Origin of the sequence: Streptomyces sp. NBC_00388 (assembly GCF_036061255.1) — a bacterium.
GTDB lineage: Bacteria > Actinomycetota > Actinomycetes > Streptomycetales > Streptomycetaceae > Streptomyces.
This window is the reverse complement of sequence record NZ_CP107948.1, coordinates 5,536,612-5,562,736: the sequence shown is the minus strand read 5'-3', so window position 1 is coordinate 5,562,736 and position 26,125 is coordinate 5,536,612. Positions and strand designations below refer to the sequence as shown.

Genomic DNA, 26,125 nt, shown 5'->3' with positions numbered 1-26,125 from the left:
CAGTTTAGGCCGGTCCCGGTGCCCGGGGCCGGGCCTCAGGCCGCCAGCTTCGCCAGCGCGGCGTCGATCCGCTCCAGGGAGCGCTCACGGCCCAGGATCTCCAGGGACTCGAAGAGCGGCAGGCCGACCGTGCGGCCGGTGACCGCCACGCGGACCGGGGCCTGGGCCTTGCCGAGCTTCAGCCCGTGCTCCTCGCCGGCCGCCAGCACGGCCGCCTTGAGCGCCTCGGGGCTGGTCCAGTCGGCGTCGGCGAGCCTGGCCCGCGCCGTGGTGAGCAGCGCCACCGGATCACCCTTCATCGCCTTCGCCCAGGACGCCTCGTCCTCGACCGGGCGGTCCAGGAAGAGGAAGTCGACGTTGGCGGTGATGTCCGACAGCACCGTGAGACGGGTCTGCGCGTACGGCGCGATGGCCTCCCACGCCGCCTGGTCGAAGTTCTCCTGCGGCCAGTTGGCGTGCGGGGCGCGCAGCCACGGTGTGCAGGCGGCGGTGAACGTCCCGACGTCCAGCAGGCGGATGTGGTCGGCGTTGATCGCCTCGGCCTTCTTCAGGTCGAAGCGGGCCGGGTTGGCGTTGACGTCCGCGATGTCGAACTTCTCGACCAGCTGGGCGACCGAGAAGATGTCCTGGTCGGCCGAGAACGACCAGCCCAGCAGGGACAGGTAGTTGAGCAGGCCCTCGGGGAGGAAGCCCCGCTCCCGGTAGAGGTTGAGCGAAGCCTCCGGGTCCCGCTTGGAGAGCTTCTTGTTGCCCTCGCCCATCACGTAGGGAAGGTGGCCGAAGAGCGGGATCGCCTTGGCGGCGCCGATGTCGATCAGCGCCTTGTAGAGGGCGATCTGGCGCGGCGTGGAGGACAGCAGGTCCTCGCCGCGCAGCACGTGCGTGATCTCCATCAGCGCGTCGTCGACCGGGTTGACGAGCGTGTAGAGCGGCGCGCCGCTGGCCCGGACGATCCCGAAGTCCGGGACGTTCTCCGGGGTGAAGGTCAGCTCGCCGCGGACCAGGTCCGTGAAGGTGATCGTCTCGTCGGGCATCCGGAAGCGGACGATGGAGGTACGGCCCTCCGCCTTGTAGGCCTCGACCTGTGCGGCGCTGAGGTCGCGGCAGTGGCCGTCGTACCCCGAGGGGCGGCCCGCCTTGCGGGCGGCGTCGCGGCGCTCGTCGAGCTCGGCGGTGGTGCAGTAGCAGTCGTACGCGTGGCCGGCCTCCTGGAGCCGCTTCGCGATGTCCGCGTAGATGTCCATGCGCAGCGACTGGCGGTACGGCGCGTGCGGGCCGCCCTTCTCGTCGGGCCCCTCGTCCCAGTCGAGACCGAGCCAGCGCAGCGAGTCGAGCAGCTGGTCGTACGACTCCTCGGAGTCGCGGGCCGCGTCGGTGTCCTCGATGCGGAAGACCATGGTGCCGCCGGTGTGCCGGGCGAAGGCCCAGTTGAACAGGGCGGTGCGGACCAGCCCCACGTGGGGGTTGCCGGTCGGGGAGGGACAGAAACGTACGCGGGGGGGTGCCCCCTGCCCGGACGGGGCCGAGGGGGAATTCGTCGCGTTAGCCACGCTTGATCACCTTGTTGGTGAGAGTGCCGATGCCTTCGATGGAGACGGCGACCTCGTCGCCGACGTTGAGCGGTCCGACGCCGGCCGGGGTGCCGGTCAGGATGACGTCGCCGGGGAGCAGCGTCATGGCGTCGGAGATGTTGACGATCAGGTCCTCGACGGAGTGGATCATCTCGCTGGTGCGGCCCAGCTGGCGCTGGTCGCCGTTGACCGTGGCCTGGATGGTGAGGTCGGACGGATCGAGGTCGGTCTCCACCCAGGGGCCGAGCGGGCAGGAGGTGTCGAAGCCCTTGGCCCTGGCCCACTGCTTCTCGCGCTTCTGGACGTCCCGTGCGGTGACGTCGTTGGCGCAGGTGTAGCCGAAGATGACGTCCTTGACGCGCTCGCGCGGGACCTCACGGCACATGCGCCCGATCACCACGGCCAGTTCGGCCTCGTGGTGGAGTTCGCTGGAGAAGGAGGGGTACTCGATGGAGTCGCCGGAGCCGATCACCGAGGTGGTGGGCTTGAAGAAGGCGAACGGCGCGTCCGGGACCGCGTTGCCGAGCTCTGCCGCGTGTTCCGCGTAGTTGCGGCCGAAGGCCACGACCTTGTTGGGGAGCACGGGGGGCAGCAGCCGGACCTTGCTCAGCGGGACCTTGACACCGGAGAGCTCGAAGTCGGCGTACGGAATGCCCTTGATGATGTCGAGGACGAGGTCGCCCGGGAGACCGGATCCCTCGCCCTCGACCACGCCGAAGGCGACATTGCCGTCGATGGAGAATCTGGCGATGCGCACGAGTGCTGTCGCCCCTCACTTACTGGCTGGCTGGAGTCTGACGCTCCAGGCTAACGCGGGCCACGGGGGGCTGCCGCAGGATTACCCCGCGTCACTGCGCGGCGGTGACCTGCGCCGGGGCCGGTGCATCCATCAGGATGGTGCGGCGCGGGTTGGCCGTGACGGTCGGCAGGGTCGCGGCGTGCTCCGGCTGCTCGGGCCGCTGCAGCTGCCCGGCGTCCGCGAGGTGGGCGAGCGTGGTGCGGCGGGGGTTGGCAGTGTTGCGGAACAACGTCGTCGTCTTCATCTGTGGTGAGGCCCTGTCGGTCGGGCGGCGCCGGGGCGCCGGTTGTCGGATTCGCCATCCCTGTAAAGCGTCAGGCTAAACATCTGATTCCCGGCAGAAGCGTGGACCGGACAACGATCTAGGTGTGAGTTTGCTCACGAGTTGGCCGACATTCGAGGCATTACCGGCACTGCATGGCGCCGCAACAAGCGGACATTACCGGCGGGAACCTCTCATTCCGCCCCTGATCATCGCGACTGGGACACCCCCGGACCGTAAGCATTACGTAAACAAAAGTCCGATTCATCCGGGAACAATTTCTACGGGTGGTGACCCCCCGCTCACGCCGTGTCAATAAGGTCACATCCCCGCACTCGGGCCTTGTTGGAGATCCGTCGCTGTGCTGGAATTCCACGCACTGCCGCGCAGTCTTTGTGAAAACACAGGCAGGCCGGCGCACAGAGGGCGCGACACAGCGCCGAGTGGCGGCGGTAAAGGGGGAGATCACGCCGGTCACTGACGACCACCATGGGGCGCGCCGCGCCCCACAACTCGACACCGTTCCGCCGCCTGTGCGGGGGAACGCCTGGTCCAGAGGTTGCGACGCTAGTGCAGGGACGTTCTAAGAGGGATGGCATGGGGTCTCCCCAGGCCCGCCAGGGTCGAGGGGAAGCCGCGGCTGAACAGGAGCCTCGCGGCGGAACCGACCGCGGCTCCTCGGCCCCGCACGCCCAGACCCCCCCGACCCCCCATAACGGCGGACCGGCCGCGGCCGGCAGCAGTGGCCCCGCCGCCACGCCCCCGGCTGCGCCGAAGCCGAAGGGGCCGTCCGGCACGGGCTCACGCATGGCGCTGCGCAACTGGCGCATCAGCACCAGACTCGTCTCCCTGCTGGCACTGCCCGTGGTCGCCGCGACCACCCTGGGCGGACTGCGCATCAGCGACTCGCTGGACAAGATGCAGCAGCTGGACCACATGCAGCTGCTCACCCAGATGACCAAGCAGGCGACCGAACTGGCTGCCGCGCTCCAGGAGGAGCGCGACAAGTCGGCGGGCCCGCTGTCGCACGGAGCGAAGGCCAACGACTTCAACGTCGAAGAGCCCCGCAAGCGCACCGACCTCGCCGACCAGGCCTTCCTCGCGGGCACCACGGACTTCGACAACGCGAAGCGTGACGACTCGATCGAGTCGATCCGCGGCAGCCTCCGGGGCATCGCCACCAAGCTGACCCGTCTCAAGGCCATCCGCGCCGACGCGTACCAGGGCAGCGCCACCACCTCGCAGACGGTCAACGAGTACAGCGAGCTGATCGACTCGCTGCTGGGGCTCTCCCAGGACATGGCACAGGCGACCGCCAACCCCGAGATGATCAAGCGGACCCGCGCCCTGGCGGCCTTCTCGTCCGCCAAGGAGTACGCGTCGATCCAGCGGGCCGTCATCGCCGCCGCGCTGCCGCCGAACAAGAAGGACCACGGCAGCCTGGAGGAGAGCGACCGGCTCTTCGCCAAGTCCGCCATGCAGAGCGAGGAGGACGCGCTCAAGTCCTTCAAGCTGGTCTACGCGGGCAACTCGGCGACACTGACCGCCCCGCTGGACACCGGTAACCCGGAGATCACCGCCGCCAACCTGTACGCGAAGCACGTCCTGGAGAACAAGGGCGGTCTGGACAGCCAGGCCCCGCGTTCGTACAAGGACTGGTACGACGCGGACAGCAACCGCATCACGGCCATGAAGACCATCGAGGCCACGCTCCTCGGCGAGATGGAGCAGAAGGCCCGCGAGCTGCGCAACGACGCCGAGCGCGAGGCGATCATCAACGCCGCGCTCATCGTGCTCGTCCTGGGCGTCTCGCTGGTCGGCGCCTACGTGGTGGCCCGCTCCATGATCCGCTCGCTGCGCCGGCTCCAGGACACCGCGACCAAGGTCGCCAGTGAGCGCCTGCCCGAGCTGGTCAAGCAGCTCTCCGAGACCGACCCGCAGGACGTCGACACTTCCGTCGAGTCCGTCGGTGTGCACAGCCGGGACGAGATCGGAAAGGTCGCGTCGGCCTTCGACGACGTGCACCGCGAGGCCGTCCGGCTCGCCTCCGAGCAGGCCATGCTCCGGGGCAACGTCAACGCGATGTTCACCAACCTCTCGCGCCGCAGCCAGGGCCTCATCCAGCGTCAGCTCTCGCTCATCTCCGAACTGGAGTCCCGCGAGGCCGACCCGGACCAGCTGTCCTCGCTCTTCAAGCTCGACCACCTCGCGACCCGTATGCGCCGGAACGGTGAGAACCTCCTGGTCCTCGCGGGCGAGGAGCCCGGTCGCCGGTGGACCCGCCCCGTACCGCTGGTCGACGTGCTCCGCGCCGCCGCGTCCGAGGTGGAGCAGTACGAGCGCATCGAGCTGGCGGCCGTGCCCGCGACCGAGGTCGCGGGGCGCGTCGTCAACGACCTCGTCCACCTGCTCGCCGAGCTGCTGGAGAACGCCACGTCGTTCTCCTCTCCGCAGACCAAGGTCCGGGTGACCGGTCACGCGCTGCCCGACGGGCGGGTACTCGTCGAGATCCACGACACCGGTATCGGCCTCTCCCCCGAGGACCTCGCCGCGATCAACGAGCGGCTCGCGTCGCCGCCCACCGTGGATGTCTCCGTCTCCCGCCGCATGGGTCTGTTCGTGGTCGGCCGGCTTTCGCTGCGTCACGGCATCCGGATCCAGCTCCGTCCCTCCGACTCCGGTGGCACGACCGCACTGGTCATGCTGCCCGTCGATGTGGCCCAGGGCGGCAAGAAGGCTCCGTCCAAGCCGGGTATGCCCGGCGGCCAGCAGCCGCCGCAGCTGGGGCAGCAGAAGCAGGGCTCCGGCGCCCCGGGCCGCGCAGGAGCCGGTGCCGGAGCAGGTCCTTCGGCCGGTGCGGGCGCCGGTGCGGGCACCCCGCGCGGCCAGGTCCCGGGGACGGGTCCGCGCGCCGCGCTGCCCGCCCGCGACGGCGACCGTTCGATCCAGCCCGGCGGTCCGCAGGCTCAGGGTCAGCCGCAGGGCGGCTCCGCACCCGCTCCCGCGATGAACGCCTTCGGCGCGGGTGCGCCCATGCCGCGCCGGGCCGCCCAGGGTGGCCGGGGCGGTCAGGGCGACGCGCCCGGCCGCGGCGGCAACGGACAGCAGCGCCCGCAGCAGCCCGGGGACGGCATGTTCCAGCCCCCGGCCGGCCGTCAGCAGCAGCTGCCGCCCAACGGCGGCCCGCGCGCCGAGCTGCCCGGCGGCACCCCGGGGTCGCAGCCCCGGGCCCCGCAGAACCCCCAGGGTCCGCAGTCGCCGCAGCGCCCGCAGACCACCAGCTGGGGCAATGAACTGCCGCAGCGGGCGGCCCAGGACATGCCGCGCGGCCACGAGGACCCGGACACCGGCACGAACGGACCGGGCACGCACGGCTCCGGGATCAGCGGATCCGGCGCCCAGTACCGGCAGCCGATGCGGCCGATGCGCCAGTCCGGCGACCGTTCCCCGGCCGACGGCCGGTTCGCGAACGACCCGTTCGCCGACGGCCGCCAGGACAACGGCCGCCAGTCCGGCGACCGGCTCTCCGCCGATCCTCAGGGGCCCGGCTCCACAGCCGAGTTCCAGCGTCCGGACTTCAACGGGCCGCCGCCCGGGAGCACCGGCCGGTTCGAGCGTTCCGACGTCTTCGAGCGACCGGACGTCCGCGGCCCGCAGCGGCGCCCGCAGATACCCCAGGTGCCGCAGATACCCCAGGCCCCGCAGCAGGACAGCGGGTACCAGGACGACCGGTACCAGGACGACCCGTTCCAGGGCGGCCGTTACCAGGACGACAGGTACCCCGAGCCCCAGCAGGGCTTCCCCTACCAGGATCCGCAGCAGCCGCAGGACCCGGCATCCACGGGGCAGTTCCCGCGTGCCGGGCTCCCGGACACCGGCGGCTTCAACGCCCCGCGCCCGCCCGCCCCTTCGGAGGCACCCGGCGGCGCCCCGTTCCAGCGTGACCGCGCCGAAGCCGACTTCGGTGCGCCGCGCCCGCCCGCGCCCCACAGTCTGCCCGCGCAGCCGCAGTACGACGCGCTGCCGCCGGCCGCCGATCCGGGCGACGGACGTACCCCGCTCTACGACACGCTGGAGACCAACTGGTTCCACGGCGCGCAGTCCGCGAGGACCGCCGAGCCGCAGGAACCGGCCGCTCCCCTCCAGCCCGAGCAGGCCGCCCCCGCAGGGGTACCCCGCGGCCCCGTCGCACAGACTCCCCCCAGCAGCAACTGGCGGGCATCGCCCAACGACGAACTCGTACGGCAGGCCGAGCGGGCGAAGAAGCCCGCTGCCGGGGGTGTCACCACATCCGGTCTGCCCCGACGCGTACCGCGCGCCAATCTGGTGCCCGGCACCGCACAGCAGCAGGCCCACCAGGCCGGTCCGCAGGTTTCGCGTGCGCCTGATGACGTACGCGGCCGGCTGACCAATCTCCGGCGCGGCATCCAACAGGGTCGCCAGGCCGGAACCGGCCCCTCTCACCAGCAGGAGCACTAGTTGAGTCCGATGAGCCAGGCGGCGCAGAATCTGAACTGGTTGATCACGAACTTCGTGGACAACACCCCCGGGGTGTCCCACACGGTCGTGGTCTCCGCCGACGGACTCCTTCTGGCGATGTCCGAAGGCTTTCCGCGTGACCGTGCCGACCAGCTGGCGGCCGTTGCCTCCGGGCTGACCTCGCTCACCGCGGGCGCCTCCCGGATCTTCGAGGGCGGCGAAGTCGCCCAGACCGTGGTGGAGATGGAGCGGGGCTTCCTCTTCCTCATGTCGGTATCGGACGGCTCGTCGCTCGCCGTGCTCTCCCACCCGGACTGCGACATCGGCCTGGTCGGGTACGAGATGGCGCTGCTGGTCGACCGGGCGGGCAGCGTCCTGACCCCGGACCTGCGCGCCGAGCTCCAGGGGAGCCTGCTCCACTAGACACCTCCCCCACAGGTTCAGCCCGTACGTTCATCACCAACCGTCCGGCCGCATCCCGCCCCCCACCGGCCAAGTCAGACGGCACTCCGACTCACCGCTGTCACGCCCGGAGGATCCATGACCCCGCCCCCCGCCTCGCACGATCCGTACGGCGTGCTGCACGACGCGTCGTACGACAGTGAGGGCGACCAGCCGCTGGTACGTCCGTACGCCATGACCGGCGGCCGGACCCGGCCCCGCTACCAGCTCGCCATAGAGGCGCTGGTCAGCACCACGGCCGACCCGGCACACCTCGCGGGTCTGCTCCCCGAGCACCAGCGGATCTGCCACCTGTGCCGTGAGGTCAAGTCGGTGGCCGAGGTCTCGGCGCTGCTCTCGATGCCGCTGGGTGTGGCCCGGATCCTCGTGGCCGACCTGGCGGAGGCCGGCATGGTGGCCATCCACCAGCCGGGCAACGGCGAGGCCGGCGGCACGCCGGACGTGACACTGCTCGAAAGGGTGCTCAGTGGACTTCGCAAGCTCTAGCGGCGGCGGGGCGGCCCGCTCCACCACCTCCGCGAAGATCGTGGTGGCAGGGGGCTTCGGCGTGGGCAAGACCACGTTCGTCGGCGCCGTCTCGGAGATCAACCCGCTGCGTACCGAGGCCGTCATGACGTCCGCTTCGGCGGGCATCGACGACCTCACACACACCGGGGACAAGACCACCACCACGGTGGCCATGGACTTCGGACGCATCACCCTCGACCAGGACCTGATCCTCTACCTGTTCGGCACCCCGGGACAGGACCGCTTCTGGTTCATGTGGGACGACCTCGTACGCGGCGCCATCGGCGCCGTCGTGCTGGTGGACACCCGCAGGCTGTCGGACTGTTTCCCCGCGGTGGACTACTTCGAGAACTCCGGGCTCCCCTTCGTCATCGCCCTCAACGGCTTCGACGGACACCAGCCCTACACCCCCGACGAAGTACGCGAAGCCCTCCAGATCGGCCCCGACACCCCCATCCTCACCACCGACGCACGACACCGCGCAGATGCAAAGAGCGGACTCATCACACTCGTCGAGCACGCACTGATGGCACGTCTCAAGTAGTCATCCCTCTACGGCAGTTGCCGTAGCCGTTCTGGGGCGGACTGTGGGCTTTGACACGATCCGCCCCCATGTTCATAACGTTTCGACAGAGAATTGACCGGCTTCGGACACCCCTTGCATCCGTCTGGTGCCGCTCCGCTCACATCGATCCCTGCTTTTGGCGCGGCTCGCTCTTTTTGACCGTTTTATCTGAGGCGTACGCCACTCGGAGCGGCGGGTTCCAGCTGTTTGGAGCCACGCCGCCCGACGTGCTGGAATTCGGCGAACTCCCGAGTAGGACCGCTCCCGTTCGGGGGCCGGTCCGAGTACGGCTCTGAACGATAGACGGCACACCGTAAGGTGCCGACGCCGAGAGGTTGTTGGTCGAGTGAGGCGAAGCAGGAAGAGCTCCGCGGCGGAGCAGGCGCGGGGGAATTTCACGCCGCCGTCGCAGTCGGCGACGTCTCCTGCCGGCCGGTCCGGAGACGCTGCCAGGGGCAGCGAGACCAGTGGCAGCCGGCTGTCCCCGCCGAACTGGCGCGTGCCCACCAAGCTCAACGCCATTCTCCTGATCCCCGTGGTCGTCGGCCTGGTCATGGGCGGATTCCAGGTCAGGAGCTCGATCACTACCTGGAATGACGCGCAGGACGCCGAACAGGTTGCACTCGTCGTACGGGCGGCTTCCGCGTACAGCGAGGCGCTCCTCCAGGAACGTGACGACAGCGCCGAGCCGCTGCTCTCGAACCACCGCGACAACGTCAGCGTCAAGCAGGCCTACAGCCGCACCGACGCCGCCGCCGCGTCCTTCGACACCGCGGTGAAGAAGCTGCCGAAGACCAAGGGCCTCCAGCGTCGCCTCAAGCTCTTCCGTGCCGAGGAGCCCACCCTCGCGACACTGCGCAAGACCGCGTACGCCGAGGCCATGGACCCGGTGAAGACCGAAGAGGGCTACGTCAAGGTCCAGCACTCGCTGATGGAGTTCGCCAACGAGCTCGGCCTCGGCACCGGGAACATCACCAGCTACGGCCGTACGGTCTACGCGATCCAGCTGGCCCAGGCAGCAGAATCGCTTCAGCGCTCCATCGGTACGCATCTGCTGGTACGCCCGAGCCAGGACCAGGCGACCTTCCAGGCCCAGGTCGTCGCGTTCAACTCGTACAACTACCTGGAGCAGATCGCTCTCCAGGAGTACGTCTCGGGCGGCACCGAGGAGGACGCCACCGCGCTGAAGACGGCCATGGCCGATCAGGCCGCGAGCGCCAGGGACTACGTCACCCGCGACAAGCAGGCGGCCAAGCAGTCGAAGAAGCGCTACGTCACCCCGCCGTCCAGGGGCGGGTCGATGTTCGACGGCATCGCGGCCGAGATCGGCAAGGGCCAGACCCCCGCGGCGCTGAAGGCCAAGGGCATCGACTCCGAGTCCTGGGCCGTCGCAGCCGGTACCAAGTTCAACGGTTACAGCACGGTCGAGAAGAACCTGGTCGACAAGGCGGTCGGAGACGCGGCGGCCATCTCGCACGACGCGAAGAACGACGCGATCACCAACGGCGCCGGCGTCCTGGTCGCCCTCCTGATCGCCTTCGTCCTGGCCGGAATGATGGCCCGCCAGATGAGCCGGGCGATGCGCCGGCTGCGCACCGCCGCCTTCGGCGTGGCCGAGCAGCGGCTGCCGATGCTCGTCGACCAGCTCTCGCGTACGGAACCGGGCCGGGTGGACACCCGCGTCGAGCCGATCCCGATCCACACCCAGGACGAGATCGGCGAGGTGGCACGCGCCTTCGACCAGGTGCACCGCGAGGCGGTCAGGCTCGCGTCCGAGCAGGCCATGCTCCGGGGCAACGTCAACGCGATCTTCACCAACCTCTCCCGGCGCAACCAGTCGCTCATCGAGGGCCAGCTGACGCTGATCACCGACCTGGAGAACAACGAGGCCGAGCCCGAGCAGCTGGAGAGCCTCTTCAAGCTCGACCACCTCGCGACCCGGATGCGCCGCAACGGCGAGAACCTCCTCGTGCTGGCGGGCGAGGAGCCGGGACGGCGCTGGAATCAGCCGGTCCCGCTGGTCGACGTGCTCAGGGCCGCCTCCTCCGAGGTGGAGTCGTACGAGCGCATCGAGCTGACCGGGGTCCCCGAGACGGAGATCCACGGGCAGTCCGTCACCGACCTCGTGCACCTCCTCGCCGAGCTGCTGGAGAACGCCACCACGTTCTCCTCGCCGCAGACCAAGGTGCGGGTCACGGCCACCCGGCTGCCGGACGGCCGGGTGATGATCGAGATCCACGACAAGGGCATCGGCCTCACCGCCGAGGACTTCGCGGACATCAACCACAAGCTGGCCAATCCGCCGACGGTGGACGCGGCGATCTCACAGCGTATGGGGCTGTTCGTGGTCGGCCGCCTCGCCGACCGGCACGGCGTACGCGTGCAGCTGCGCCCCTCGGGCGAGCAGGCGGGCACCACCTCGCTGGTCATGCTCCCCGACGCGATCACCCACGGTGGCGGCGGTGAGACGCCGGCCCCGGACGACTTCAGTGTCTCCTCGATCATTCCGGAGCAGCAGAGGGAGCAGCACTCCTTCCCGCAGGCGCAGCGGACGGCCGCCGAACTGGGCTTCGACGACACCCGTTACGGCGACAGCGAACCGCGCCGCCTCGACCCGGTCAACCGCTCGCTGATGCGCGAGGAGCGCCGCGCGGCGCTGGAGGGCCCGCAGAACGGCGGCGGCCGGCCGCTGTTCCGCGACGAGGTACCGGCGCCGGAGCAGTACGGCCAGGAGCAGCAGTACGCGCAGCAGCAGCAGTTCCCGCAGCAGCACGACGACGGCTACCCGCAGTACGGCCAGGAGCAGCAGGCGCCGTACGACCCGAACGGGTACGGCGGTTACCCGGCCCCTGACACCTACCGGGACCCGGCCTTCACGGCCCCCGGCCACCCGGTGCCCGACGGCCGTCAGCAGCCGTACGACAGCGCGTTCGACTCGCAGGCCCAGCAGGGTGAGTGGGCTGGTCAGGCCACGTACCAGGAGGGGTTCCGGCCGGCACACCAGCCGGTGGCGGAATCTGTGCAGGGCGCTCCCGCAGGTGCTTCCGAACGCGTAGGCTTCGACCGTCCGGGACCGTCTCCGAGCACCTCGCACGAACTGACCGACGCAGGCCTTCCCCGCCGTGGCGGTCAGCAGCAGGCTCCGAAGCCGGCCCCCGGAGCTCAGTCCGGCCAGCAGAGCCCCGGTCAGCACCAGGCCGGACAGCAGAGTCCTGAGGAGCAGAACGACGGGGCAGGGAGCGGGGAGAACAGCGGGCCCGACGACTGGCGTTCGTCGAACGACGACCGCTGGCAGCGGGCCGACAAGCTGCGCGAGCCGAAGGCGGGCGGGATCACTCCCTCCGGCCTCCCCCGGCGGGTGCCCAAGGCCAACCTGGTCGAGGGCAAGGCCGAGGAGACCCAGCAGGGCGGCCCCCAGGTCTCCCGCGCGCCCGAGGACGTCCGGGGCAGGTTGAGCAACCTGCGCCGCGGGGTCCTGCGGGGGCGCAACGAAGGTAGTGACACGAACGGTCAGGCCACCGGGAATCCCCACGGCGGTCCTGACAGCACCTACAACCAGGAGCGTTAGTGTGAGCCCGATGAGCCAGGCGGCGCAGAACCTGAACTGGTTGATCACCAACTTCGTGGACAACACCCCCGGGGTGTCCCACACAGTGGTGGTCTCCGCCGACGGACTCCTTCTGGCGATGTCCGAAGGCTTTCCGCGTGACCGTGCCGACCAGCTGGCAGCCGTTGCCTCCGGGCTGACCTCGCTCACCGCGGGGGCGTCCCGGATCTTCGAGGGCGGTCATGTCAACCAGACCGTCGTGGAGATGGAGCGCGGCTTCCTCTTCATCATGTCCGTCTCCGACGGATCCTCGCTGGCCGTCCTCGCTCACCCCGAGGCCGACATCGGTCTGGTGGGTTACGAGATGGCCCTTCTGGTGGACCGTGCGGGCAGCGTGCTGACCCCCGATCTCCGCGCGGAACTGCAGGGCAGTCTTCTCAACTAGCAAACAGACAGTGCGTTTCTCGCCACCGCGCCATAAGGTGCGGTGGCGCGGCTCACAGGAACAGCGACGGGCAGTCGGAGGAGGAAACGTGGCAACACCCCCAGGCGGTCACCCTTACTACGGTGGGCAGCAGGTTCCGGGTGAGTACGAGCGGAACCGTTTCGACGTTCCCTCCACGCCGGGCAGACACGGCAGGCAGCCGCATCAGCAGCCCGAGCCGCCCTCGCCGTACGACCACCCGCCGCGTATCCAGCCGGTGCAGCCGAGCTGGAAGCCGGAGCCCGACCCGGCTCCGGCCCAGGACCGCAATCCCCTCGTACGCCCGTACGCCATGACCGGCGGCCGGACCCGGCCCCGTTACCAGCTCGCCATCGAGGCGCTGGTCAGCACCACGGCAGAACCGTCACAGCTGCAAGGGCAGTTGCCCGAGCACCAGCGGATCTGCCGGCTCTGTGTCGAGATCAAGTCTGTTGCGGAGATCTCGGCTCTCCTTACGATTCCTCTCGGCGTCGCCCGGATTCTCGTCGCCGATCTGGCAGAGGCCGGGCTTGTCGCCATTCATCAGCCCGGCGGCGACGATGCCGTCGGCGGCCAGCCAGATGTGACACTGCTCGAAAGGGTGCTCAGTGGACTTCGCAAGCTCTAGCGGCGGTGCAGCCCGCTCCACTACCTCCGCGAAGATCGTGGTGGCAGGGGGCTTCGGCGTGGGCAAGACCACGTTCGTCGGCGCCGTCTCGGAGATCAACCCGCTGCGTACCGAGGCCGTCATGACGTCCGCTTCGGCGGGCATCGACGACCTCACACACACCGGGGACAAGACCACCACCACGGTGGCCATGGACTTCGGACGCATCACCCTCGACCAGGACCTGATCCTCTACCTGTTCGGCACCCCGGGACAGGACCGCTTCTGGTTCATGTGGGACGACCTCGTACGCGGCGCCATCGGCGCCGTCGTCCTCGTCGACACCCGCCGTCTCGCCGACTGCTTCCCCGCGGTGGACTACTTCGAGAACTCCGGGCTCCCCTTCGTCATCGCCCTCAACGGCTTCGACGGACACCAGCCCTACACCCCCGACGAAGTACGCGAAGCCCTCCAGATCGGCCCCGACACCCCCATCCTCACCACCGACGCACGACACCGCGCAGATGCAAAGAGCGCGCTGATCACACTCGTCGAGCACGCACTGATGGCACGCCTGCGGTAGCGGTCACCGCCGCCCTGGCGAACGGCGAAAGGCCCGCACCCTCCGGAGAGGGTGCGGGCCTTTCGCCGTGTGCTGTGCGGGCCGGGCCGGGGCCCCGAGCGCAGCCGGTTCAGCGCTGCCAGGAGTGCGGGGCCCGGAAGCCCGGGGTGCGCTCCAGGCGGCGCCAGCCGGCCGCGGAGCGGGGCGTGTGCACCGGGGTCTCGGGCTGGTTGCCGGCGCGGGCCAGCAGGATCGCGGTGATCGCGGCCAGCTCCTCCGGCTCCGCGTGGCCCTTCTCGACGCGGAGCAGCGAAGCGGCGGCGGTGGGAGTACTCAAGGTCTTTCCCCTTACTGAGTCGTGCTGGGAGAAGTACGGGCGTACGGCGTGTTCCGCGCCTACTGGGGCGGGTTGCCGTGCTTGCGGGAGGGCAGGTCGGCGTGCTTGGTGCGCAGCATCGCGAGTGAGGCGATGAGGACTTCGCGGGTCTCGGCGGGGTCGATGACGTCGTCGACGAGTCCCCGCTCGGCCGCGTAGTAGGGGTGCATCAGCTCGGCCTTGTACTCCTTGACCATGCGGGCGCGCATGGCGTCGGGGTCGGGGGCCTCGGCGATCTGCTTGCGGAAGATGACGTTGGCCGCGCCCTCGGCGCCCATCACGGCGATCTCGTTGGTCGGCCAGGCGTAGGTGAGGTCGGCGCCGATGGACTGGGAGTCCATGACGATGTACGCACCTCCGTAGGCCTTGCGCAGGATCAGCGAGATCCTCGGCACGGTCGCGTTGCAGTACGCGTACAGCAGCTTCGCTCCGTGGCGGATGATCCCGCCGTGCTCCTGGTCCACGCCCGGCAGGAACCCGGGAACGTCGAGCAGCGTGATGATCGGAATGTTGAAAGCGTCGCACATCTGGACGAAGCGGGCCGCTTTCTCGGACGCCTCGATGTCCAGCACCCCCGCCAGGGCCTGCGGCTGGTTCGCGACGATCCCCACGACCTGGCCGTCCATCCGGGCCAGCGCACAGATGATGTTGCGCGCCCACCGCTCGTGGATCTCCAGGAAATCGCCGTCGTCGACGAGCTCCTCGATCACCTTGTGCATGTCGTACGGCCGGTTTCCGTCGGCCGGCACCAGGTCCAGGAGGACATCGGAGCGGCGTTCGGCGGGGTCCTCGCTGGGGTGCGAGGGCGGGTTCTCCCGGTTGTTCGAGGGCAGCATCGAGATGAGGTAGCGGACCTCGGCGATGCACGTCTCCTCGTCGTCGTAGGCGAAGTGCGCGACGCCCGACGTCTCCGCGTGCACATCCGCGCCGCCGAGACCGTTCTGGGTGATCTCCTCACCCGTCACCGCGCGCACCACGTCCGGGCCCGTGATGAACATCTGCGACGTCTCACGGACCATGAACACGAAGTCGGTGAGAGCGGGGCTGTAGGCCGCGCCGCCCGCGCACGGGCCGAGCATCACGCTGATCTGCGGGATCACACCCGAAGCCCGCGTATTGCGCTGGAAGATCCCGCCGTATCCGGCGAGCGCCGAGACGCCCTCCTGGATACGGGCACCCGCGCCGTCGTTCAGCGACACCAGCGGCGCACCCGCCGAGATCGCCATATCCATGATCTTGTGGATCTTCGTCGCGTGAGCCTCACCCAGCGCTCCGCCGAAGATCCGGAAATCGTGCGCGTAGACGAAGACCGTACGGCCCTCGACCGTGCCCCACCCGGTGATGACACCGTCGGTGTAGGGCTTCTTCGCCTCCAGCCCGAACCCGCTGGCCCGGTGCCGGCGCAGCTGCTCGACCTCCTTGAACGAACCCGCATCCACCAGCAGCTCGATACGCTCACGCGCCGTCAGCTTGCCCTTCGCATGCTGGGCCTCGGTCGCACGCTCACTGGGTCCGCGCCTGGCCTGCTCGCGCAGGGCCAGCAGCTCGGCCACCCGCCCGCGTGCGTCGGTGGGCTCGCTCGCGGTTTCGTCCAAAACGGTCATGTTCCGACCCTACGAAGTCCACCAAGAAAACACGCAGTGCACTTCGAACAGTCTCCGGGGCAGTTTCCTGGTTGCCCTGGACAGAAGTGACCTGCGGCTCAGCCGAAGTGCCAGTCCAGGGCCACCCAGGATTGTGGGGTTCCCACAACACCACCGGAAGCGGTGTCAGGCGGGACAGCCGGGCGGGCCGGCCCGCCCGGCGCGGTCAGCCGATGACGACCTCGCAGGCGTGCGTGGCGCCCGCGGTGCCCGGGTTGACCCGCAGCCGCAGCGACCGCCCGGTCGAGACGACCTGCACCGAGGGATCCGCACTGGTCACCCGCCGTACCGGCTGCTTCCAGACGATCTCCACCGGCTTCCCGGTCCGCGGCGGCTCGCTGATGTGCAGGGTGGCGGTGCGCTGCTTGCGCCGTACGAGGACGCTCGCCGGGGCGGACGCGGTGAGCGGCCCCACCGTACCCGCCTGCCAGAAGTTCGCCGCGGTCAGCCCGAGCGACCGGACCGCGACCGCCTGGAGCGCCGCCGTGTTGGCCAGTACCTCCAGCCAGCCGCGGTCGGCGGCCCTGGCCTCCAGGATGCGGCGGGCGGCGCCTGGCATCAGCAGGTACGCGTACGAGGCGTCCACCGGGTCGGTGCCATGGTCCAGCCAGAGGGTCTGGTAGGTCCTGGTCTGCCGCTCGGCCGAGCTGGTGGTGTTGATGTCGTGCCAGGCCCCGGTGCGGTCCTCGCGCAGTGTGTGCAGCGCGTCCGTGCCGCCGGGGAAGACCCAGCCGCCGTGGCCCGCGAGGTGGGCCCAGCGCGGACGGCGCCGGTCCTCAAGCGCGAACGCGTTCGTGCCACCGGCGCCCAGGTTGCGGTTGTCGACCACCGTCTCGACCGGGACACCGTCGGTGGCGGTGATCCCGGCACCCAGGCAGATCACCGTGTCCGCCACGCAGAACCAGGACTTGCGGGCCTGGAGCGTGGAGAGCAGCCCCTTCACGTGCTGGCCCACGGCTGCGAACTCGCCGTCGCTCGCGCCGCCCACCCACTGGACGGCCGGCTTGGCCGCACCCCACTCGCCGCCCGCGTTGTCCGCGAGCCGCTTGGTGGACACGGTCGTTCCGGGCATCCGGTACGGGTCGGCGGTCGGCCAGAACCAGTCCGTGTACTGGTCGTTCGCCTGCTTGCCCGGCCACCAGTAGAGCATCCCGGCACCGGTGTGCCAGCCGTGCAGGTTCTCGCCGTTGCCGCACTCGTAGTAGGAGATCCGCTCGGAGGACATCGCGATGTTCGCCGCCCAGCCGGGGCGCCGGTGCACCGCGCGGTCCATGGAGGCGAAGAGGCGGTGGGCGACGGGCTCGGGGGTCGCCACGACCGGCGCTTCGGCGACCGCCTGGAGCCGGGAGAGGTCGGCGACGCCGAACTGGGGCGAGGTGAGGATCGGGGTCGTGGTGTCCCGCTCGATCCAGCCCTTGATCATTCCCTGCCAGCGCAGCCGCTCGGCGTCGGGCGCGCCGCCCGCGATGACCGCCATGGCGGCGATCAGCCCCTTCCCGTGGAAGTGGTCGCTGCGCATCACGTGCTGGTCGTCGCCGGCCAGGTAACCACGGCTCACCGCGCGGCCGTTGACGCTGTCCATGGCCAGGCCGTTGTAGATGATGGGCGCGTAGGCGCGCTCGACGCTGTCCAGGATGACCTGCCGGTTGGGATCCGTGACGTCCCAGGTGGACCCCGCGAGCAGGGTGAAGAGCCGGCCGAGACCGTCGAGCATGACCTGCCCGTAGGTACCCGAGTAGGCGATCGTCGTGTGCTGGATGAACGAGCCGTCGGGGTAGAGGCCGTCGCTCGCCGTGACGTACGGGAAGACCGGCGAGAGCGCGTCGCGGGCCAGTGCGATCTTCGCCGCGGAGCGGCCGTTCACGCCGCGCATGGCGACCGAGCGGCAGAGGTCGACCCGGTTGGCTCCGGTCGATGTGCCGGAGTAGTCGGCAAGCACCGAGTCGGGGACGAAGTGGTCGACGGCCGCGCACGCGGCCTGGATCTGCGCGTCGGTGAGGTGGTCGTAGAGCGCGGCCACCAAATCCATCAGCAGCCGGGGGCTGCCGATCTGCCACTCCCACCAGTTGCCGTAGACCTTGGTCGTGCTGTTGTAGATCTTCGCCGAGAGGTGGTCGATACCGGTGAGCACATCGGCGAGCAGGCCCGCGTCACCGGTGAGTCCGGTGCCGTCCTGGAGGTAGCCCTGGGCCATCGTCCACAGCCGGGTGTAGCTCTGGGTGATGCCGGCGGGCGGGTCGAACGGCGCGTCCGCCCACAGGGATGTGTCCGCCGGGGCCATCGACGCCCGTACCTTGGCGGCGAGTTGGCCGGTTGCCTTGAGCCGGGTCGCGTACGGCTCCGCGGTGGCGTCGTAGCCGGCGCCGAGCGCCAGCTCCAGCCAGCGCCCGCGCAGTGTCGCGAACTCGTCGTCGGAGCCCGCGGCCGGACCCGTGCCCGCGGTGGGCGCCGCCGGGGCGGCGACGGCGTGCGGCATGGCCGTCAGCGTGAGCGCGCCGGCACCCGCTGTGGCGAGGAAGACACGTCGGGACCAGGGGGGCAGCGTGGACACAGGGGGACTCCCGGAGACAGGGGCGTGAATCTGCTAACCGCTGGTGTAGCAGGGCGCCAACGACCGGGCAATGGTCTGGACAACATGAACAGAAAGCGCTTGCTCCCGGATCACCGTGAACCGGGAGCAAGCGCTTTCTCACGACCGCTCGACCGTTCTGCGGTCAGCAGCCGCCACAGTTGTAGAACGTGATGTCCCAGTGGCTGCCCTCGTCCGCGTAGACATTGCCGGCGCCGGACTTCCACTGCGGGTAGCCGTCACCGCGCAGGCCGATGTACGTGAAGGTGTTCTTGACGTAGTTCGTGAGACAGGTCGTCTTGGCGATGTCGAGCTTGTAGCCGTTCCAGTGCGAGTACGTACCGGACGCGTGGCCCGTCTCGGTGCCTCCCGTGATGTTCATCGCGCAGCCGAGCGCGCCCTTCAGTGTCTGGGCGCCCTGCGCGGTGGCCAGGTTGAGCTGGTCGAAGGAGGTGCAGGTGGCGACGTTCCGGTCGGAGCAGCCCCCGGACGAGGACCAGGTGATGCCGGACGAGCTGAACATGGAGGTGGCCGTGGCATGACTGATCTTCGTCGCGGCGAAGGCGTCCGTGGCGCCGCCGAGGACGCCGACTCCCGGGGCGAAGAGGACACCGAGGACGAGCGCGAGCGCGGCGAGCACCGGGCGGACCGGGCGGGTTTTCATGGGGGATTCCCTCCTGCTGATGACCGTGATGACCGTGATGGCTGCGATGTCCGTGGGTCGGCTGTGCAGGTGGAGCGGGACAGATAGTGCCGCAGCTCCACGCGCGTCCGCCAGAGGGCGTCATCAGAGGGCTTCCGCCTTCGCCCCCGCCCGCCGAGGACTCAGACCCGACAGAGATGTTGAACTTTGAACCAGATGCGTCTACAGTGCATCTGGTTGAAGGTTAAACAACCTTGATCGCAATCCGCATCAGCCACCGTCCGAGGAGGAGCCATGGCTCTGTTCAACCGCAAGTCCCCGACCGCCCCGGCCACCACCGCCACCCTCCCGGTGGACCCGGCACTGGCCGCGCTCTCCGGCGACTACACCATCGACCCCACGCACAGTGCGATCGGCTTCACCGTGCGGCACGCGATGGTGACCAACGTGCGCGGGTCCTTCACGGGGCACGAGGGCACGCTGCACCTGGACGGCCTGGACCCGGCGAAGTCCACCGCGGCCATCGACATCCGGATCGAGAGCATCGACACCGGTATGGCGGACCGCGACGGCCACCTGCGCGGCGGCGACTTCTTCGACGCCGAGCAGTTCCCGCACATGACGTTCCGTTCCACGCGCGCCGAACAGCTCGGCGGCGACGCGTACCGCATCGTCGGCGATCTGACCATCAAGGACGTCACGAAGCCGCTCTCCATCGACCTGGAGTTCAACGGCTCGGCGACCGACGTCTACGGCAACCAGCGGGTCGGCTTCGAGGGCGGCGCCGAGATCCTGCGCTCCGACTGGGGCCTGACCTGGAACGCCGCGCTGGAGACCGGTGGCGTCATGGTCAGCGACAAGGTCAAGCTGTCCTTCGACATCTCGGCCATCAAGTCGGCCTGATCACGGGCCCGTTGCCGCCCTTCGCTCACGCCGGTTCACCGCGGCCCTTTCCCGGGCGGCGCACCGGCGTCAGCGGTACAGGCGGGCCGGACCGCCCCCTCCGCGACGACGGCGTTCGCCGACGCGGGAAGGACGCATACGCTCCTCCTCGGCGCCGCGCACCACGGCACGGCGACGAGGAGGAGGTATCCATGCAGCAGGAGACAGCCACGGAGCGGCCGGAGGACGTCCAGGGGCGCAAGCAGCGACTGCGAAGACGCCTGGAGCGGCTCATCGGGATCGCCGCCACCGAGGGCAACGAGCTCGTCCCGCTGCGCAACGGGGACGAGATCTTCCCCGCCATGCTGGACGCCGTCCGCGGCGCCGGGCACACCATCGACCTGATGACCTTCGTGTACTGGCGCGGGCAGATAGCCCGCGACTTCGCGACGGCCCTGGCGGACCGGGCGCGGGCAGGCGTCCGGGTACGGCTGCTGCTGGACGGCTTCGGCGCCAAGGAGATCGAGCAGGACCTGCTCGACGCCATGGACGCCGCCGGGGTGCAGGTCGCGTGGTTCCGCAAACCCACCCGGCTCTCACCCTTCAAACAGAATCACCGCTGCCACCGCAAGGTGCTCGTCGTGGACGAGCACACGGCCTTCACCGGTGGTGTCGGCATCGCCGAGGAGTGGTGCGGCGACGCGCGGGACTCGACCGAGTGGCGCGACACCCACGTCCGGCTGCGCGGGCCGGCCGTCGACGGGGTCGCTGCCGCCTTCGCGCAGAACTGGGCCGAGTGCCACGCCGAGTTGTACGACAGCCGCGACCGCTTCACGGAACACGCCCAGCCGGGAGACGCCACCGTCCAGGTCGTCCGCGGCTCCGCCAGCTTCGGCTGGCAGGACCTCCAGACCCTCGTCCGCGTGATGCTCACATCGGCCGAGGAGCGCTTCCGGCTGGCCACCGCCTACTTCGCTCCGGACACCTACTTCATCGAGCTGCTGTGCGCCACGGCCCGCCGCGGGGTACGGGTGGAGATCCTGCTGCCGGGGCCGCACACGGACCAGCGCGCGTGCCAGCTCGCCGGGCGGCACCATTACGCCGCACTGCTGGCCGCCGGTGTCGAGATCCGCGAATACCAGCCCACCATGCTCCACACCAAGATCATGACGGTGGACCGCGTCGCCTCCCTGATCGGCTCGTCCAACTTCAACCGGCGCTCACTCGAACACGACGAGGAGGTCATGCTCGCGGTCCTGGACGAGACGTTCACCGCCGCGCTCGACGCCGACTTCGACGCCGACCTGAAGCGCAGCGAAGCGATCGACGCAGGCCGGTGGAGCCGGCGGGCACTCTCGGAGCGGCTCCGGGAGTCGGCCGTCCTGCCGATCAGACGGTTCCTGTGAGGCGCGGCCGGGCAGGGAAGTCCGCAGGCCCTCGCCAATACGGGACGATCATGCAATCATTGCCGAATGACAACTGTTAGCGTGCCTTCGGATCAGAACGGCAAGCCGGAGGGCACCGCCTGTTTCGAAGCGGGCGCCGCCACGGTGGTCGCACCCGTCGGGGAAATCGATATCGATGCGGCCCCGCCGGTCCGGGAAGCCATTTCCGCCGCCTTCCACGCGGGCAGACCGGTGGTTCTGGACCTTTCCCAGGTCACCTTCGCCGACTCCAGTGCGCTCAATGTGCTCCTCTGGGCCCACAGCAGCGGCGTCCTGCGACTGGCAGGTCCCGTGCAGGAACAGGTGCAGCGCCTGTTCGACGTGACCGGAGTGAATGAAATCTTCATCACCGCCCCCAGCCGCGCCGAAGCCGTGCTCATCGCGGAGCAGGCGTCCTCCGGGGGCGGAGGCGCGGGATCCACGGAAGCGTAGGGCGGCCCCGGTCAGCCGCGTCCCGCCCAGTCGACGCAGACCACCAGCGCGTCATCGGCGAGCGGTACATCGCCGCGGTAGGTGGCCAGTTCCCGCAGCAGCGCCCGCGGCACCTGGGACGGGGGAAGGAAACGGGTGGAGCCGACCGAGCGGGCCAGGCCCCTGTCCCCGTACACCTCGCCCCCGCCGCCGACCGCCCGGGTGTCGTACACCCCGTCGCTCCCGAAGAGGAGCCGGTCGCCGGGGAGGACATGGAAGTCCTCGGTGGTGTAGTTGGTGTCCTCGAACATCCCGAGCGGCAACTGGGCGTCGAAGCCGACCCGTTCGACGGTGCGGCCGCGCATCCGCCACAGCCGGGGCGAACCGGCGTCCACCACGGCGACGGCACCCGTCGCCAGATCGAAACTCATCAGGAGCAGGGCGACATGGGCCTCACCGCGGTACTGCGCGTAGACCGCCTGGTCGGCCAGGTACGCCTGGTCCGCGAGGCCCACCCCGGCGCGCCGTGCGTTGCGCAGGGCGTTGGTCGCGAGGCTGGTGAGCAGTGCGGCGTCGATCCCGCTGCCCATGCCGTTCATCACGGCCAGCGTCAGGGTGCCGGCGGAGACGGTCCAGTCGTAGCTGTCCCCGAAGATCGCGTACGCGGGCTCCAGATGGGCACCGAGCGAGAATTCGGGGCGGTCGAGCGAACGGCCCGGGAGCAGCTGCCACTGGATCTCGGCGGCCAGCGTCAGCCGGGCGGCCCGGCGCGCGATGAGATACACGTCCGTGTCGCGCTCCGCGACGAGGATCTCGTGTCCGAGGGCTTCACAGACGTGCACGAGACCGGGGAGCACAGCGTCTCCGTACCGGTCGGCGGGGATGGTCACCGACAGGGTGCCCATGCGGTCCCCGCGGACGGTCACCGGCAGGTGGACCACCACAGGGCCGTCGCCCGGCGCACGCACCACGCAGGGCTCCTGCGCGCCGAACGCGCGGCCCTGCGGACTGTCGTTGACCGAGACGGGCTCCGTGGTGAGCGGGACGGCCTCGACGAGCTGCAGCGTGGTCACGGCGTAGTCGGCCATGCGCAGCTCGACACCCACCGCATCGCAGTGCTCACGCAGAGCCTCGGTGACCACTTCGACCAGCAAATGCGGGGCCGCTGTGCGGAGCGCGCGCTCCACTGCTGTGAAACTGTCCACACGGGCGATGATCGCACATGTGGATCGCCGATAGCCCTTGCGACAGACGGCCTGTGGACGGTTGGCGTCCAGCATGCGGACGGAATGATGCCGTCGGTGGCTTGCGCAGCGATCAAGCCCTCGCTGTAATGGCTGCCGCAAAGGAACTGGAACTGTTGCTGCTTGGATCCGCCCCGCGGTCGGCAAGCCCCGCAGGACCATGGAACCGAGGAGTTCGGAACGTATGACGGAAAGATCCGGCCCCACCCGTATACCCGACACGGCCTCCTGCCCTGCCGTGTCGCGCCGTCCCACCGGCGCACGGTGAGGGACGCGCCGCACAGCGGCGGCAGATGGTTCCGCCGGGGTCCCGCCGCTCCCGGGCCGGAGCCCGAGGCGCCCAGCGTGCCCGCCCCCGAGCCTCCTCCCTGGATCGGTTCCCGGCCCGTGGCCCCGCCGGTGGCACCGGCGGCACCGTCCGGAGGCGAGCGCGACGCTGCGCTCATCCGGGCCAGTCTCGAAGTGGTCGAACCCCAGGTCGAGGAGGTGGCGGTGTACTTCTACGCCATCCTCTTCGCACGCTATCCGGCGGTCCGTGAACTCTTCCCCGCCAACATGGACGTGCAGCGGGACCGGCTGCTCCGGGCGCTCCTGCGCATCGTCGAGCTGGTCGACGACCCGGAGAGCCTGACGCGCTTCTGCTCCCACCTGGGCCGGGACCACCGGAAGTTCGGTACGCAGAGCGCCCACTACCCGGCGGTCGGCGAGTGCCTTCTCGACGCGCTGGCGCGCTTCGCGGGGCCGGCCTGGAACCAGGACATCGCCGGGGCCTGGACGCGCGCGTACACGGCGGTGGCGGACATCATGGTGCGGGCCGCCGACGAGGACGCCCTGCACTCCCCCGCGGTCTGGGAGGCCCGGGTGGTCAGCCACGTACGCCACCGCCACGGCATCGCGGAGATCACCGTGCAGCCCGACCAGCCGTACCAATACACCGCGGGCCAGTATCTGAGCCTCGAATCGCCGTGGTGGCCCCGGGAGTGGCGGCACTACTCCCCGGCCCACGCACCCCGCGCGGACTCGCTCCTGACCTTCCATATCCGCGCGGTTCCGGGCGGCAGGATCAGCCAGGCCCTCGTCGAGCACACCTCCGTGGGTGACCGTCTGCGGCTCGGGCCGCCCCAGGGGGACATGTCCATCGACCCCGCGTCCCGGGACAACCTGCTCTGTGTCGCCGGCGGCACCGGTCTCGCCCCCATCCGGGCCCTGATCGAGGAGGTGGCGAGGCACGGTATGTCCCACCGGCGCCAGGTGGACCTGTTCGTCGGTGCCAGGACCGCCGACGAGCTGTACGGCCTCGACGACATGCTCCGCATGTCCCAGCGCCACCCCTGGCTCACGGTCCGTGCGGCCGTCTCCGAGCAGAACATCGTGGGCCGTACCGGATCCCTCCCCCAGGTGCTGGCCGAGTTCGGTCCCTGGGACCGGCACGAGGCCTACCTCAGCGGTCCCCAGCAGATGATCGCCGCATCCGCCGACACCCTGCTCCGACGCGGTCTCGCACCGGAGAAGCTGCACTACGACCCGTGGGGCGCACCCGCCCTCGCCTCATCACTGCGCCGTGCCCGCGCCCAGGAGGACAAGGATCAGCCGTGACCACCTTCGACGAGCCGTTCGGCTCCCCCGGCGAGCGGCTGCTCCAGGAAGCACTGGGCACGGCCGACCGTGCGTCCGGCTTCTACCAGCGGCAGATGCGGCCCTGCCTCACCCCTGCCATGCGTGACTTCATCGGACGGCAGTACATGGTGTTCCTCTCCACCGCCGATGCGCGCGGGGAATGCGACGCCAGTTTCCGGTCGGGGCCGCCCGGCTTCGTCATCGCCCTGGACGACCACACCCTCACCTATCCCGAGTACCGCGGGAACGGAGTGGTGGCCAGCGCGGGCAACATCACCGAGAACCCGCATCTCGGCATGCTCTTCATCGACTTCACCGACCACCACATAGGGCTGCACGTGAACGGCCGGGCCGAGGTGTACTCGGCACACGACCACTTCGCCCTCTATCCGCATCTGCCGGTGGACACGGCGCCCGGCAGGCAGCCCCAGATGTGGATACATCTGTCGGTCGAAGAGGCCTACATCCACTGCTCGAAGCACATCCCTCATCTGGAGCCCGCACAGCGGCCCCGCGTCTCGCCCGATGAGCGGCCCAAGGACTCCGACTACTTCACCGGCGGACAGCGGCCGGCGCCGTATCCGGCCCGCCCCTCCTCCCCCGCGCCGGCCGCCGGCGCCGGGAGTGCGGCGGCTCCCGGGCGTCCCGCGGCGGCGGAGGGCAGGAACCCCCATGCGGCGCCCGCGCGGACGCGGCGTGAGCGTCTCCTGAAGCTTCTGCGCTGACCGCCCGCGCGCATGAAAGACTGTCCAGGCGGCCTGCGCAGTCAGCTCGAATTCACCGCCGCCCCCAGGAGACCGGGGCAGCGCAACGGATCACGTACCAGTCGGCGTCGCGCGCGCTGACACAGATGATTCGGAGTACCCCAGCCTTGGCTCTGTCCCGTAACGCCCCGAATCCGCGATCCCCGCAGGCCGCCGATGTGGCGTCCGGGATCATCGAGCTGCTGGAAGTCCTCTGGGAGCACGGCAGGGACGCCGTCTCGCCCGCGCCGGTCTCCACCTCCCAGCTGCGCGTGCTGTACACGCTGGACCGCGAGGAAGGCATCAACCAGCGGTCGCTCGGTGAGGTACTGGGCGCGGCCCCCTCGTCCGTCAGCAGGCTGTGCGACCGGCTCCAGGCCCTGGGGTTCGTGGAGCGCTCCCCGAGCCCGGTGAGCCGCCGGGAGCTGGAGCTGAGGCTCACCCCGCAGGGCCGGGCGTATCTGCAGGATCTGCGGGCCCGGCGAGAGGACATCCTGCAGTCGGCCATCGCGGCCATGCCCGCCACGACGCGGCAGGCGCTGTCCGACGGCCTGACCGGCTTCCGCCACGCGCTGGAGACCGCGTCCCCCCTCGCGGCACAGGACCGGAACGGCGCCCACGGCCGGGCCCACGGCATGTCGGCCTGACCGGGGCCGGTGCCCCGCGTCCCCGTCCGGGACCGCGCCGGGGCCCGGCGGGATCCCGGCCCGATGCGGACGGAGGGCTGC

Annotated in this window: 22 protein-coding genes; 14 read left to right on the top strand and 8 right to left on the bottom strand. The window is 70.0% G+C overall.

Annotated features, from left to right (window positions below; all coding sequences use genetic code 11):
• Nucleotides 1-35: 35 nt before the first annotated feature.
• From gltX to OG917_RS24925, 3 genes are all read right to left on the bottom strand, one after another.
• Nucleotides 36-1,550 carry a glutamate--tRNA ligase gene (gltX, locus tag OG917_RS24935; RefSeq protein ID WP_328319839.1) on the bottom strand — a complete coding sequence of 505 codons (1,515 nt, stop codon included), beginning with the start codon at nt 1,548-1,550 and terminating at the stop codon, nt 36-38.
• Entirely contained in the window at nt 1,543-2,328 is a 786-nt protein-coding gene (locus OG917_RS24930) for a fumarylacetoacetate hydrolase family protein (protein WP_328319838.1), read from the bottom strand. Before OG917_RS24930 ends, gltX begins: the two co-directional genes overlap by 8 nt.
• 91 nt (nt 2,329-2,419) lie before the next feature.
• The gene (locus tag OG917_RS24925) at nt 2,420-2,614 is read right to left on the bottom strand and encodes a hypothetical protein (protein ID WP_328319837.1); all 195 of its coding nucleotides are present in this window, start codon (nt 2,612-2,614) and stop codon (nt 2,420-2,422) included.
• A gap of 615 nt (nt 2,615-3,229) precedes the next feature.
• Between OG917_RS24925 and OG917_RS24920 the strand changes: the two genes are divergently transcribed.
• The 8 genes from OG917_RS24920 to OG917_RS24885 all read left to right on the top strand — a co-directional run bounded on the left by OG917_RS24920 (nt 3,230) and on the right by OG917_RS24885 (nt 13,845).
• Nucleotides 3,230-7,111 (top strand): sensor histidine kinase, encoded by a 3,882-nt coding sequence (locus OG917_RS24920; protein WP_328319836.1) that lies wholly within the window; start codon nt 3,230-3,232, stop codon nt 7,109-7,111.
• A 9-nt stretch (nt 7,112-7,120) separates the two neighbouring features.
• On the top strand, nt 7,121-7,534 hold the full coding sequence (locus OG917_RS24915; protein ID WP_164260060.1) for a roadblock/LC7 domain-containing protein: 414 nt from the start codon (nt 7,121-7,123) through the stop codon (nt 7,532-7,534).
• Between the two features lie 117 nt (nt 7,535-7,651).
• The gene (locus tag OG917_RS24910) at nt 7,652-8,059 is read left to right on the top strand and encodes a DUF742 domain-containing protein (protein ID WP_328319835.1); all 408 of its coding nucleotides are present in this window, start codon (nt 7,652-7,654) and stop codon (nt 8,057-8,059) included.
• Entirely contained in the window at nt 8,040-8,624 is a 585-nt protein-coding gene (locus OG917_RS24905) for a GTP-binding protein (RefSeq protein ID WP_328319834.1), read from the top strand. Before OG917_RS24910 ends, OG917_RS24905 begins: the two co-directional genes overlap by 20 nt.
• Before the next feature lie 367 nt (nt 8,625-8,991).
• Entirely contained in the window at nt 8,992-12,213 is a 3,222-nt protein-coding gene (locus OG917_RS24900) for a sensor histidine kinase (RefSeq protein ID WP_328319833.1), read from the top strand.
• Between the two features lie 10 nt (nt 12,214-12,223).
• Entirely contained in the window at nt 12,224-12,637 is a 414-nt protein-coding gene (locus OG917_RS24895; protein ID WP_164260062.1) for a roadblock/LC7 domain-containing protein, read from the top strand.
• A gap of 88 nt (nt 12,638-12,725) precedes the next feature.
• Nucleotides 12,726-13,283 (top strand): DUF742 domain-containing protein, encoded by a 558-nt coding sequence (locus OG917_RS24890; RefSeq protein ID WP_328319832.1) that lies wholly within the window; start codon nt 12,726-12,728, stop codon nt 13,281-13,283.
• Complete coding sequence (locus OG917_RS24885) at nt 13,264-13,845, top strand: GTP-binding protein (RefSeq protein WP_014048542.1); 582 nt, start codon at nt 13,264-13,266, stop codon at nt 13,843-13,845. The genes OG917_RS24890 and OG917_RS24885 overlap by 20 nt, the downstream gene beginning before the upstream one ends.
• A 109-nt stretch (nt 13,846-13,954) precedes the next feature.
• On the opposite strand, the gene OG917_RS24880 is transcribed toward OG917_RS24885, so the two are convergent.
• The 4 genes from OG917_RS24880 to OG917_RS24865 form a co-directional block, all read right to left on the bottom strand.
• Complete coding sequence (locus OG917_RS24880; protein WP_328319831.1) at nt 13,955-14,161, bottom strand: acyl-CoA carboxylase subunit epsilon; 207 nt, start codon at nt 14,159-14,161, stop codon at nt 13,955-13,957.
• A gap of 59 nt (nt 14,162-14,220) precedes the next feature.
• Entirely contained in the window at nt 14,221-15,804 is a 1,584-nt protein-coding gene (locus tag OG917_RS24875) for an acyl-CoA carboxylase subunit beta (RefSeq protein WP_328319830.1), read from the bottom strand.
• A 205-nt stretch (nt 15,805-16,009) separates the two neighbouring features.
• Complete coding sequence (locus OG917_RS24870; RefSeq protein ID WP_328322162.1) at nt 16,010-18,319, bottom strand: polysaccharide lyase 8 family protein; 2,310 nt, start codon at nt 18,317-18,319, stop codon at nt 16,010-16,012.
• A 238-nt stretch (nt 18,320-18,557) separates the two neighbouring features.
• Nucleotides 18,558-19,076 (bottom strand): hypothetical protein, encoded by a 519-nt coding sequence (locus tag OG917_RS24865; protein ID WP_328319829.1) that lies wholly within the window; start codon nt 19,074-19,076, stop codon nt 18,558-18,560.
• Between the two features lie 273 nt (nt 19,077-19,349).
• Between OG917_RS24865 and OG917_RS24860 the strand changes: the two genes are divergently transcribed.
• The 3 genes from OG917_RS24860 to OG917_RS24850 all read left to right on the top strand — a co-directional run bounded on the left by OG917_RS24860 (nt 19,350) and on the right by OG917_RS24850 (nt 21,814).
• Nucleotides 19,350-19,958: a YceI family protein gene (locus OG917_RS24860; protein ID WP_328319828.1), complete on the top strand. Its 609-nt coding sequence runs from the start codon at nt 19,350-19,352 to the stop codon at nt 19,956-19,958.
• A gap of 191 nt (nt 19,959-20,149) precedes the next feature.
• Complete coding sequence (locus tag OG917_RS24855; protein ID WP_328319827.1) at nt 20,150-21,343, top strand: phospholipase D-like domain-containing protein; 1,194 nt, start codon at nt 20,150-20,152, stop codon at nt 21,341-21,343.
• Nucleotides 21,344-21,409: 66 nt separating this feature from the next.
• Nucleotides 21,410-21,814, top strand: a complete 405-nt coding sequence (locus OG917_RS24850; RefSeq protein ID WP_328319826.1) for an STAS domain-containing protein — start codon at nt 21,410-21,412, stop codon at nt 21,812-21,814.
• A gap of 11 nt (nt 21,815-21,825) precedes the next feature.
• Here the strand turns inward: OG917_RS24850 and OG917_RS24845 are convergent, their stop codons facing one another.
• Nucleotides 21,826-22,998, bottom strand: a complete 1,173-nt coding sequence (locus OG917_RS24845; protein ID WP_328319825.1) for a PP2C family protein-serine/threonine phosphatase — start codon at nt 22,996-22,998, stop codon at nt 21,826-21,828.
• 384 nt (nt 22,999-23,382) lie between these two features.
• Here OG917_RS24845 and OG917_RS24840 point away from each other — a divergent pair, with 384 nt between their 5' ends.
• The 3 genes from OG917_RS24840 (at nt 23,383) to OG917_RS24830 (ending at nt 26,044) form a co-directional block, all read left to right on the top strand.
• Complete coding sequence (locus OG917_RS24840) at nt 23,383-24,633, top strand: globin domain-containing protein (RefSeq protein WP_328319824.1); 1,251 nt, start codon at nt 23,383-23,385, stop codon at nt 24,631-24,633.
• Nucleotides 24,630-25,379, top strand: coding sequence for a pyridoxamine 5'-phosphate oxidase family protein (locus OG917_RS24835; protein WP_328319823.1), 750 nt, complete (start codon nt 24,630-24,632; stop codon nt 25,377-25,379). Before OG917_RS24840 ends, OG917_RS24835 begins: the two co-directional genes overlap by 4 nt.
• Before the next feature lie 125 nt (nt 25,380-25,504).
• Nucleotides 25,505-26,044, top strand: coding sequence for a MarR family winged helix-turn-helix transcriptional regulator (locus OG917_RS24830; RefSeq protein WP_443059012.1), 540 nt, complete (start codon nt 25,505-25,507; stop codon nt 26,042-26,044).
• Nucleotides 26,045-26,125 lie beyond the last annotated feature (81 nt).